Consider the following 11,984-nt stretch of genomic DNA (forward strand, 5'->3'; position numbering starts at 1 on the left):
TATGATGGAAACTATGCCAAATTGGTTAAAGCAACGTGCATTTTTAACACCAGATCGCACTGCAATTGAAATAGAGGACGAAAAGGTTACTTTTATGCAGTTGCATGAAAAAGTAGTATCTGTTTGTGAACACCTCACGCACGTTGGAGTGAAGCGTGGACAAAAGGTGGCTGTTCTGATGAAAAATGGTATGGAGATGATTACAGTTATTCACGCCCTATCTTACGTAGGTGCAGTAGCTGTGCTTTTAAATACGCGTCTTTCAAGAGAAGAGCTACTTTGGCAAATGGATGATGCTGAAGTTGTTTGTTTAGTGACGGATCAAGATTTTGAGACTACAGATGTTCCTGTATATTCATTTGCTGAAGTGATGAATGGATCGAAGGCGGAAGCATCTATACAGGAAGAATTCTCTTTAGAAGAAGCGATGACAATTATTTATACGTCTGGGACGACAGGGAAGCCGAAAGGCGTTATTTTAACGTACAGTAATCATTGGGCAAGCGCAGTCGGTTCTTCGCTTAATTTAGGGCTTCGTGATGATGATTGCTGGTTAGCTTGTATGCCGATGTTCCACGTTGGCGGGCTATCTCTGTTAATGAAAAATATTATGTACGGTATGCGCATTTTACTCGTTCCGAAATATGATGCTAATTTTATTCATGAAGCACTTCAAACGAGAGGCGTTACGATTATTTCTGTCGTTTCTAAAATGTTAACAGATCTTTTAGAGCGACTTGGAGAAGAGACATATCCCTCTTCTTTACGATGCATGTTACTAGGCGGAGGGCCAGCGCCGAAACCGTTATTAGAAACGTGTGTAGAAAAAGGAATTCCTGTGTATCAAACGTACGGTATGACAGAAACGTCTTCGCAAATTTGTACGTTATCAGCAGATTACATGTTAACGAAAGTAGGATCAGCTGGAAAACCACTATTCCAATGTCAGCTTCGTATTGAAAAAGACGGCGTAATAGTGCCTCCACATGCTGAAGGAGAAATTGTTGTAAAAGGACCGAACGTAACAGGTGGCTATTTCAACCGTGAAGATGCGACGCGTGAAACAATTCAAAATGGCTGGCTTCATACTGGTGACCTCGGTTATTTAGATGAAGAAGGATTTTTATACGTATTAGACCGCCGCAGTGATTTAATTATTTCTGGGGGAGAAAATATATATCCAGCTCAAATTGAAGAAGTGTTACTATCTCATCCTGCAGTAGCAGAAGCCGGTGTTGTCGGTATGGCTGACGAAAGTTGGGGACAAGTGCCAGCTGCTTTTGTTGTAAAAAGCGGAGAGGTAAGAGAAGAAGAAATTCTTCATTTTTGCGAGGAGAAATTAGCGAAATATAAAGTGCCGAAGAAAGTGTGTTTCTTAGAGGAATTACCACGAAACGCTTCGAAAAAATTGTTAAGACGAGAGTTAAGACAATTATTGGAGGAGATGTAGGTGGAGATAAAAAAAGCGATACTTTATATAACGGAAATGCCACTCGCAATCCCGTTTGCTGCAAGCTACGGAACTTACGAAAGGCGTGAGAGTATCGTCGTTGAATTAGAAGATACGGACGGGCACATTGGATTTGGTGAAGTCGTTGCTTTTTCTGAACCGTGGTATACGGAAGAAACGGTGAAGACAGCACTGCATGTACTTCAGGATTTTTTAATACCGGATTTATTGGAAACTGAAATCTCTCATCCGAATGAAGTGCCGAGTTTGTTCCAGCATATAAAGAGAAACCGAATGGCAAAGGCCGGAATAGAAGGGGCTGTTTGGGATTTATATGCGACGCGTCAAAAGAAACCACTAGCGACATTGCTTGGCGGAACGAAGTCTGAAATTGAGGTCGGCGTTGTAATCGGGATCAATACGATTCCGGTTATGCTAAAACAAATCGAGAAGTACGCGGAAGAAGGATACGAGCGTTTTAAAGTGAAAATAAAGCCAGAGCATGATTACGAATTATTGAAAGAAATTCGTAAAGAGTTTCCGAATATCCCGTTAATGGCTGATGCAAATTCAGCCTATACATTAGCGGATACGGAGAGGCTGAAACGACTAGATGAATTTCAATTGCTGATGATTGAACAACCGCTAGCGGATTACGATTTTCTTGATCATGCACAGCTGCAAAAGAAAATTGAAACGCCGATTTGTTTAGACGAAAGCATCCATAGTTTAGAAGATGCGCGCGTTGCGATTACGCTTGGTAGTTGCCGCATCGTTAACATTAAACCAGGGCGAGTGGGCGGATTAACAGAATCTATTCAAATCCATAATTATTGCATGGAGCATAACATACCCGTTTGGTGCGGTGGTATGGTAGAGATGGGCATATCACGAGCACAAAACGTTGCGCTTGCTTCATTGCCGAACTTTACGATTCCTGGTGATATATCCGCTTCTAGTCGACATTGGGAGCAGGATATTATTTCGCCGGAAGTGATGCTTAAGGGCGGGAAAGTGATTGTACCGCAAAGTGTTGAAGCTGAGTATGAAGTAGACCGCAAGAGACTGGATGAAATCACGAAGCAGCGAATTGTGTTTGAGCGGTAAATGGAAGTTTCGTTAGGCTGTCCGCAAATAGCGAGAGGGTTTTGTCGTTAATTGTCGGTAAGTCGATATAATTGGAAAATCGCCGATATAATTCAAGTTATGGTCGATATAATTTCATTTACTAAGGCTACTCAAACGGGTAGCCTTTTTTGTATTGTACAAATTGGATAGACTAGTTTAAAATCGAGCGTATAAAGGGGGAGTAAGATGAAGCGCATTTCAATTTTGATAGCTGATGATGAGGCAGAAATTGCTGATTTAATTGAGATACATTTAAAAAAAGAAGGGTATCATGTTGTGAAAGCAGCCGATGGAGAAGAAGCGGTGCATATTATTAAAACGCAGCCAATTGACTTAGTGGTTTTAGATATTATGATGCCGAAAATGGATGGATATGAAGTGACGAGACAGATTCGCGCCAAATATCATATGCCGATTATTTTCTTAAGCGCGAAAACATCTGACTTCGATAAGGTGACAGGTCTTGTACTAGGTGCGGATGATTATATGACGAAGCCTTTCACACCAATAGAACTAGTTGCACGTGTAAATGCACAACTGCGTAGGTTTTTTACGTTAAATCAACCGAAAGTAGCGGAAAGTAAGTCTGCTTTAGAGATTGGCGGAGTCATTATTGATCCTGAGCGCCGAACGGTAAATGTATATGGAGAGCAAATTGAGTTAACACCGAAAGAATTTGACATTTTATATTTATTAGCGAGTCATCCGAAGAAAGTGTACAATGTGGAAAATATTTTTCAGCAAGTATGGGCAGATGATTATTATGAAGGTGGAAATACAGTTATGGTACATATTCGTACGTTACGGAAAAAGCTTGGGGAAGATAAAAGAAAGGATAAGTTAATAAAAACGGTGTGGGGGGTAGGTTATACTTTCAATGGCTAACATGATGAAAAGCTTTCGTTTTAAAATGATTGCCTTATTTGCGTTAAGTATGGTGCTTGCAGCAACTGTAACTTATATAATTTATAAAGGATTGCAGCTGTATTATAAAAAGATGGTTCGCTACGAAGAGCCTTTAGCGCAATTTCGATCAATGGTAAGGGAATTTGGGGACATTAACTTCTTTTTAATTTTCTTTATTCCGTTATCTATTATCTTTTTCTTCTTTTTGACAAAACCGTATTTAAAATACTTTGATGAAATTTCTAATGGGATTCATCATCTTGCGAACGGTAACTTTACAAATAAAGTTCAAGTTTCATCAAATGATGAGTTTGGAAATATCGCGCGCGAAATAAATGTTGCGAGTGAAAAGTTAAAAGAAGCTGTGGAAAGAGGCGACTTTGCTGAAAGTAGTAAAGATCAGCTCGTTGTGAATTTAGCTCATGATTTAAGAACGCCATTAACATCCGTGTTAGGATATTTAGATTTAATTCTTAAAGATGAGAATTTGACGAAGGAACAAATTAAACATTTTTCCACGATTGCATATACGAAATCACAAAGGCTGGAAAGTTTAATTGATGAGCTATTTGAAATTACACGTATGAATTATGGCATGCTAAAGCTGGATAAAAAGCCTATTGATATAAGTGAGTTGCTTATACAGTTAGAAGAGGAATTATATCCGTTATTAGAGAAACATCATTTAGAAGCTAGATTGCATGTTGATGCTCATTTACCGATGCACGGTGATGGAAAATTGTTAGCTAGAGTATTTGAAAACTTGTTAACAAATGCTGTTCGATACGGATATGATGGACAATTTGTTGATATGAATGGGTATGTCGATAATGGAGAAGTTGTCGTGCAAGTTATGAATTACGGAGATAGCATTCCAGAAGAAGATTTACCGTATCTATTTGATATGTTTTATACAGGTGATAAAGCGAGAACCGAGAACCGTGGCGGGACAGGCCTTGGACTATTTATTGCAAAAAATATTGTCGAGCAGCATAACGGTACGATTTCTGCTGAAAGTAATGTAGTTAGAACGCTATTTGAAGTGAGATTGCCAAAAGACGAGAACGTAACAATTTAATAAAAATTTAAACTTTACCCCACTTTTTATTTTAATAGTTTTTTCTATTCTATACGTAAGTTACGTTAAGGAGGAACTAGAAATGAAAAAGTGGGTATTTATTTCTTTTTTTATAGCATGCACAATCTGTGTAGGCGTTTATATATCACCGTTATTTCAAAAGGAAATTGATGTGAAAATCGGCGGGGAAAATAGTGCAGTAAAGACTGCAAGTATGGAAAAGGTAGAGGTTACCAAAGAACAAATTTATAAAGGGGATCTACTATTAGTTAATAAAGATTACCCAGTAAAAAAAGATAGTATTAGGTCTGATATTATAAATGTAAATCATAATAGTGAATTAGTAAGAGGTTATGTAATATTTGATAGAAACCTTCGCTTATCAAAGGGTGTTGTAAAAAAGTTTTTGAACGTTGTCGATGCGGCTGGAAAAGATGGAGTACAGCATTTCCTAATGAGTAGCGGGTACCGAGATTTTCAAGAACAAAGTAAATTATATAAAGAAATGGGATCAGATTATGCACTCCCAGCAGGATACAGTGAGCATAATTTAGGATTATCACTCGATGTTGGGTCTACTCAAAAGAAAATGGAGAGGGCTCCTGAAGGTAAGTGGGTGGAGGAGAACGTATGGAAGCATGGCTTTGTATTACGCTACCCGAAAAATAAAAGTAACATTACAGGCATTCAATATGAGCCATGGCATATACGTTACGTCGGTTTACCTCATAGCGCAATTATGCAAAAAAAGAATTTTACGCTAGAGGAATATTTAGAGTTCTTAAAAGAGGAAAAAGAAATTTCAACTGAGGTGGAAGGCAAGAAATATACGGTTTCTTATTATAAAGTTTCAGAGAATATGAACGTAAATGTCCCAGTAAATAAGCAGTATGAAATTTCGGGGAACAATATGGATGGGGTTATTGTGACGGTTCAGGAATAGATAAAGAGGTTGTTCCGTTTTGGAGCAGCCTTTTCGTATATAAGAAAGGGATTGGCGTTTTTTGTCGGTAAATCGATATTCCTTGTCGAATCGTTGATATATTTTGAGTTACGATAGATATAATTGAAAAATCGTTGATATATTGTAAGTTATGATAGATATATTCGAAAAATCGTTGATATAATTTCCTGTACTATCAGCATTTTGAGGAGCATCTTTTTATTTACTTTTAAACATTATAACGTTATATTTACTTCTCCCTTTTTTTGTGCTACTCTAAATGTGTGAAAGAGATAAAGAAAAATGAAATTTTAATGTAAGCGTATTCTTATGGCTTCTTATAGAAAAGGGTGGAAGTACAATGACAGAACGATTCGTACTACGTAATGTGAAACGTGTGAACGGGGAAGAGATTGACATTGTAATTGAAGATAATAAAATCGCACAGGTGACGAAAGCTGGTGCTGGCGAAGGTGGAAAGGTTCTTGATTACTCTGGTACTTACGTATCAAGTGGCTGGATTGATTTGCACGTTCACGCTTTTCCAGAGTTTGATCCGTATGGCGATGAGGTGGATGAAATTGGCGTTAAGCAAGGGGTAACGACAATTGTTGATGCAGGTAGCTGCGGAGCTGATCGCATTGCAGATTTAGTAAAAAGTAGAGAGCAGGCAAAAACGAATTTATTTGCCTTTTTAAATATTTCTCGCATCGGTTTAAAACGAATTGATGAATTATCCAATATGGAATGGATAGATAAAGAGAAAGTAATAGAAGCAGTAGAAAAGTATAAAGATGTAATCGTTGGATTAAAGGCGAGAATGAGTAAAAGTGTCGTTTGTGATAGTGGAATTGAACCACTTCATATAGCGCGTGATTTATCCCGTGAAACATCATTGTCAATTATGGTACATATCGGTTCAGCGCCTCCTCGCATTGAGGAAGTTGTACCTCTTTTAGAAAAAGATGATGTCATTACACATTATTTAAACGGGAAAGAAAATAATTTATTTGATGAAGAAGGCAAACCGCTACCTGTGTTACTAGATGCAGTGAATCGCGGCGTACATTTAGATGTTGGTCATGGTAATGCTAGTTTTTCTTTTAAAGTAGCAGAAGCGGCGAAGCGTTACGGTATTGCGCTTAATACAATTAGTACAGATATTTACCGGAAGAATCGCGTGCACGGTCCAGTGTATAGTATGGCTCACGTTCTTTCGAAATTCCTGTACTTAGGTTATCCGCTAGAAGAAGTGATTGATGCGGTTACGAAACATGCAGCAGAGTGGCTTAAGAAACCTGAGCTTGGCCGCATTCAAGAAGGCGATATTGCAAATTTAACTTTATTTACGGTGAAAGATGAGAAGGTTACGTTAATTGATTCAGAAGGGGATCAGCGCATTGCTGAAAGAAGGATTGATACGAAAGGGGTTGTAATCAATGGGTCATTCATTGAATGCTAAGTATGGATTAAAAAGAGTGATTAATGCGAGCGGTAGAATGAGTATTTTAGGTGTATCCGCTCCGGCAAATACAGTTATGGATGCAATGAAACATGGTGGACAAAATTATGTGGAAATTGCTGATTTAGTAGATAAAGCAGGAGACCATATTGCGAGAATTCTAGAGTCAGAGGCAGCAGTTGTTGTGAATTCAGCATCGAGTGGAATTGCGCTTTCTATCGCTGGTATCGTTACAGAAGGAAATCGCCGTAAAAGTGAAAGACTTCATCAAGAAGTAATCGCGAAAAACGAAGTGATTATGTTAAAGGGTCATAACGTTCAATACGGTGCCCCTGTTGAAACGATGATTTACTTAGGCGGCGGTAAACTTGTAGAAGTTGGCTATGCAAATGAAGGGAAAGCAGAGCATATTGAAGATGCGATTGGTGAAAATACAGCGGCGATTCTTTATGTGAAATCCCATCATGCAGTACAAAAAAATATGATTTCTGTTGAAGAAGCATGGGAAGTTGCGCAGCGAAATAACATCCCGCTTATCGTCGATGCGGCAGCTGAAGAAGACATTCAAAAATATGTGAAGTATTCAGACCTTGCCATTTATAGTGGTTCAAAGGCGATTGAAGGGCCTACTTCTGGTATTGTGGGCGGTAAAAGAAAGTATATTGAGTGGCTGAAAGTGCAATTACATTGCATCGGAAGAAGTATGAAGGTTGGGAAAGAAACAACATTTGGCTTACTTCAAGCGCTTGATGAGTACGGAGTAAAAGAAGATAAGAGCGAGCAAGAAAAAGAATTGTTACAAGTACTTATGCCACTAAAAGAGTTAAACGGCGTAAATGTAACGATCGTTCAAGATGAAGCCGGAAGAGCAATCTTTAGAGCTCGTATTCATATTAACGAGACACAATTAAATAAATCAGCAAAAGACGTTGTGACAGCATTACGCGAAGGGGAAATCGCAATTTATACACGTGATTACGGAGTAAGACAAGGATTCTTTGATATTGATCCACGTCCACTTCAAGGTGATGACATACATGTAATTGAAGAAAAATTGAGAGAAATTGTAGGGGGGAAACTAAAATGACAAACATTCAAAAACGTTTTTATAAAGGCCGCGTAGCATTAAATGTATTAGCGAACAATATCGAAAATGCAAAAGATATTTTTGAATCAGCAGAAGGTTATGTAGTAGTTGGTGTATTATCAAAAGATTATCCAACTGTAGAAGAAGCTGTTACAGCGATGAAAGCATACGGAAAAGAAATTGATGACGCTGTATCGATCGGACTAGGAGCAGGAGATAATCGCCAAGCAGCAGTTGTAGCTGAAATTGCGAAGCATTATCCTGGTAGCCATATTAACCAAGTGTTCCCTTCAGTTGGAGCGACACGTGCAAATCTTGGCGAAAAAGATAGCTGGATTAATAGTTTAGTATCGCCAACAGGAAAAGTAGGTTACGTAAATATTTCTACTGGCCCAATTAGTGCGGCTGGAGAAGAAAAAGCAATCGTTCCAATTAAAACAGCGATCGCACTTGTACGTGATATGGGCGGAAATTCATTGAAGTACTTCCCGATGAAAGGGCTAGCTCATGAAGAAGAATATCGCGTAGTTGCGAAAGCTTGTGCGGAAGAAGGATTCGCATTAGAGCCAACAGGCGGAATTGATAAAGAAAACTTCGAAACAATTGTACGTATTGCGCTTGAGGCAAATGTAGAGCAAGTTATCCCGCACGTGTACTCTTCTATTATTGATAAAGAAACTGGTAACACGAAAGTAGAAGATGTGCGTGAATTATTAGCAGTCGTGAAGAAGCTAGTTGATCAATATGCGTAAGAAAATTGCAGCATTCGGCGAAGTAATGATGCGCCTGCAAGTACCTGGATATGAATTGTTGTCGCAAGCTAACACGCTAAATTACTCATTTTCAGGTACAGGTGTGAACGTTGCAGCGGCACTTTCTCACTTAGGGCATGAAGGGCTTCTTATTTCAACTTTACCGGAAAATTCGGTTGGAGATGCAGCTGTATCTTACATTCAAAAGTTAGGGATTCAAACTTCTCTTGTTTCAAGAGGCGGTAAATATGTAGGTATGTATTTTTTAGAAAATGGATTCGGTGCACGTGCAAGCCGCGTTACGTATTCGAATCGACTAGAAAGTAGCTTCAATACGGCGTCTGAAGAGATGTACCAATGTGAAGAAATTGCTAAGGAAATTGATATCGTTCATTTTTGCGGTATTACACTTGCGATGAATGATACGGTGCGCCATCATATGAAGTCTTTAGCGAGAGCAGTTAAAGAAAACGGAGGAGCCGTCGTTTTTGATTGCAATTATCGTCCATCACTTTGGGGAGAAGACGGATATGAACAGGCAAAGCCGCATTATGAAGAAATGCTAGGACTTGCTGATATCGTTATGATGAACGAAAAAGATGCGATGTTTGTTTTAGGAATGAAAACAGAAGAAACGGAGCGAGAGGCGCAACTTGTTGATCTTATTCCAAAGGTAGCTGAAACGTATCATATTGCTACAATTGCTGGTACTCATCGCTCTATTAGCAGTGACAATACACATTCACTGCGCGGGTTTATATGTAAAGATAGAACGTTCACTTTTGCAAAAACACTTACGTTTTCTGTATATGATAGAATAGGTGCTGGAGATGCTTATACGAGCGGGATTATTCATGGCGAGATAGAAGAGTTTGCACCAGAGAAAGCTGTTTCATTTGCGTCAGCAGCTGGCATGCTTGCACATACAATCGTCGGTGATACGCCAATGTCATCAGAGAAGGATATACTTCGGGCAATGACGGCATCAGTAGGTGATGTAGAAAGGTAGTGGGTGTAACGGTGAACGTAACGAGAAAAAAAGGACCATTATATTTACAAATAAAAAATATTATTCGTGATCGAATATTGCATGGTGTATATGCGATTCATACGAATATTCCTTCAGAACCACAATTAGAGGAAGAGTTCAAAGTGAGTAAAATTACAGTACGTAATGCGATTAAAGAACTCGCTCAAGAAGGATATTTGGAAAAGAAGAGCGGTAAAGGAACGAAAGTCATCCGTAATACTTCTGCGACAAAACTGTCAAAGGGTAAGAAATTTACTGAAGTGTTAGTGGAAGAAGGATATAAAGTACAAAAGAAATTGCTAAAGGCAGAAGTCGTTCATAATGAAGAAGGAACAGTGCCATTTCGCTTATTCGGTAAAGAGAGTTTTCGTATTGAACGTTTATATACGTTAAATGATGCACCATATATTCATTATACGCACTATTTCTCAGCGAAAATGGCAAGTACAGACTTATCGGACTTTGATTTACAATCACTTTATGATTTAGTCGAAGACCGAGGTATACATTTAGAAAACTTCAGAGATGAATTCGCAGTTGGACTTGCGCCCAGTTTCGTTGCAGAATCGTTAGGTGAAAAAGAGGGGACAGCGTTATTAAAACGTATGCGCTATTCTTACGATGAAGTTGGCGAAGTAATTGAATATAGCGAAGGCTACTACAATACAGAAATGCAGCATTATGTAGTTAATTATGACGTATAAAAAAGAGGGGATTTTCCCTCTTTTTTTATAAAGTAAGGGGAATGAGAGATGGATATATACTTATTAATCGTCACGTTACTTGCGATCGCAATTGTCATTTTAGGGGTATCATGGTGGAAATGGCATGCATTTATTAGTTTAACAGTTGCGAGTTTGTTTTTAGCTATCATGTCTGGACTGAACTTAACGAAAATAGTGGCTGCCTATGAAACTGGTGTTGGTAGTGTACTAGGGCATTTAGTTGGCATTTTGGCACTTGGAACTATCTTAGGGAAAATGATGTCTGATTCAGGGGCAGGCATGCAAGTTGCAGATTTCTTTATTCGATTTTTCGGCGTAAAAAAATTACCTTGGGCAATGTTATTTGCAGGGTTTGTTATAGGGATTCCAGTCTTTTTTGAAGTGGGGATCGTCATTTTATTACCACTTGTTATTTCCATTCGAAAAACGACGAAGCAAAATATATTGTTAATTGCGTTACCTGTTATTGCTGGATTATCGATTGTGCATGGGCTAGTGCCTCCGCATCCAGGTGCGATGACTGCAATCGGGATTTATAATGCGAACTTAGGAAAAGTGCTTTTATATTCATTAATTATCGCGTTACCAACAGCCATCATCGCAGGGCCGATATTTGCGAAGTGGGTACATAAGAGGGTTATACCTGAAAATGAACCGGAGCTTGTTCGAGTTACGACTGTATCAACCGATTTACCAAGTCGTAAAGTTTCGTTTTTTATTATTTTACTGCCAGTCGTGTTAATGATTTTATCAGTAGTTGCACCGTATATTTCTTTATCAATAAAAATAACTGAATTTTTAGTCTTTGTAGGAAGTCCAGTAATCGCTTTACTTATTTCATGTTTTGCAGCATTTTATTTACTTGGCATCAAACAAGGAATTAATAAAAAGATGATAAAAAAATTAACAGATGAAAGTTTACTACCTGTAGGCTCAATTATTTTAATAATTGGTGCAGGTGGTGGGTTTAAACAAATATTAATTGAAAGTGGAGTTGGAACGGCGATTGCGCAAATGGCAGAACATATATCGTTATCCCCAATCGTCTTAGCTTTCATGGTAGCTGGATTAATTCGAATAGCGACCGGATCAGCTACAGTAGCATTAACGACAGCAGCAGGAATTGTTTCACCAGTTATTCAGCACATGTCTGGTGTAAATTTAGAATTGCTCGTTATAGCAACCGGTGCAGGTTCACTAATGTTTTCTCACGTAAATGATGCAGGCTTCTGGCTTGTAAAAGAGTATTTAGGTTTGACGGTGAAGGAAACGTTTAAAACGTGGACGGTGCTGGAAACATTGTTATCATTTATTGCATTCGGTTTTGCTCTTTTGTTGAATATGTTTCTTTAGGAGAGGAGATCAGATTTAAACGAATAAAACCTACAGAGGAAATGTAATTTCTCTGTAGGTTTTATTCGTT

11 protein-coding genes are annotated in these 11,984 nt (G+C 38.5%); all 11 read left to right on the forward strand.

Annotated elements, in window-relative coordinates; all coding sequences use genetic code 11:
* Positions 1 to 4 precede the first annotated feature (4 nt).
* Positions 5 to 1,450 carry an o-succinylbenzoate--CoA ligase gene (locus DPQ31_RS23470; protein ID WP_199632120.1) on the forward strand — a complete coding sequence of 482 codons (1,446 nt, stop codon included), beginning with the start codon at positions 5 to 7 and terminating at the stop codon, positions 1,448 to 1,450.
* Positions 1,451 to 2,557 carry an o-succinylbenzoate synthase gene (gene menC, locus DPQ31_RS23475; protein ID WP_173780970.1) on the forward strand — a complete coding sequence of 369 codons (1,107 nt, stop codon included), beginning with the start codon at positions 1,451 to 1,453 and terminating at the stop codon, positions 2,555 to 2,557.
* Between the two features lie 207 nt (positions 2,558 to 2,764).
* Positions 2,765 to 3,463, forward strand: a complete 699-nt coding sequence (locus tag DPQ31_RS23480) for a response regulator transcription factor (RefSeq protein ID WP_000822514.1) — start codon at positions 2,765 to 2,767, stop codon at positions 3,461 to 3,463.
* Positions 3,456 to 4,562, forward strand: coding sequence for a sensor histidine kinase (locus DPQ31_RS23485; RefSeq protein WP_000002593.1), 1,107 nt, complete (start codon positions 3,456 to 3,458; stop codon positions 4,560 to 4,562). The genes DPQ31_RS23480 and DPQ31_RS23485 overlap by 8 nt, the downstream gene beginning before the upstream one ends.
* 82 nt (positions 4,563 to 4,644) lie before the next feature.
* Positions 4,645 to 5,505, forward strand: coding sequence for a D-Ala-D-Ala carboxypeptidase VanY (locus DPQ31_RS23490; RefSeq protein ID WP_000759391.1), 861 nt, complete (start codon positions 4,645 to 4,647; stop codon positions 5,503 to 5,505).
* A gap of 361 nt (positions 5,506 to 5,866) precedes the next feature.
* Positions 5,867 to 6,967 carry an amidohydrolase/deacetylase family metallohydrolase gene (locus DPQ31_RS23495; RefSeq protein WP_098911452.1) on the forward strand — a complete coding sequence of 367 codons (1,101 nt, stop codon included), beginning with the start codon at positions 5,867 to 5,869 and terminating at the stop codon, positions 6,965 to 6,967.
* Entirely contained in the window at positions 6,945 to 8,054 is a 1,110-nt protein-coding gene (locus DPQ31_RS23500; RefSeq protein ID WP_173780973.1) for a DgaE family pyridoxal phosphate-dependent ammonia lyase, read from the forward strand. Before DPQ31_RS23495 ends, DPQ31_RS23500 begins: the two co-directional genes overlap by 23 nt.
* Positions 8,051 to 8,806 carry a 2-dehydro-3-deoxy-phosphogluconate aldolase gene (locus DPQ31_RS23505; protein WP_208731075.1) on the forward strand — a complete coding sequence of 252 codons (756 nt, stop codon included), beginning with the start codon at positions 8,051 to 8,053 and terminating at the stop codon, positions 8,804 to 8,806. Before DPQ31_RS23500 ends, DPQ31_RS23505 begins: the two co-directional genes overlap by 4 nt.
* Complete coding sequence (locus tag DPQ31_RS23510; protein WP_097957374.1) at positions 8,799 to 9,815, forward strand: sugar kinase; 1,017 nt, start codon at positions 8,799 to 8,801, stop codon at positions 9,813 to 9,815. Before DPQ31_RS23505 ends, DPQ31_RS23510 begins: the two co-directional genes overlap by 8 nt.
* Entirely contained in the window at positions 9,815 to 10,540 is a 726-nt protein-coding gene (locus DPQ31_RS23515; protein ID WP_000539290.1) for a GntR family transcriptional regulator, read from the forward strand. The genes DPQ31_RS23510 and DPQ31_RS23515 overlap by 1 nt, the downstream gene beginning before the upstream one ends.
* Positions 10,541 to 10,588: 48 nt before the next feature.
* Entirely contained in the window at positions 10,589 to 11,914 is a 1,326-nt protein-coding gene (gntP, locus tag DPQ31_RS23520; protein ID WP_208731076.1) for a gluconate permease GntP, read from the forward strand.
* Positions 11,915 to 11,984 lie beyond the last annotated feature (70 nt).

Source organism: Bacillus sp. COPE52 (assembly GCF_003355115.1).
Lineage (GTDB): Bacteria > Bacillota > Bacilli > Bacillales > Bacillaceae_G > Bacillus_A > Bacillus_A toyonensis.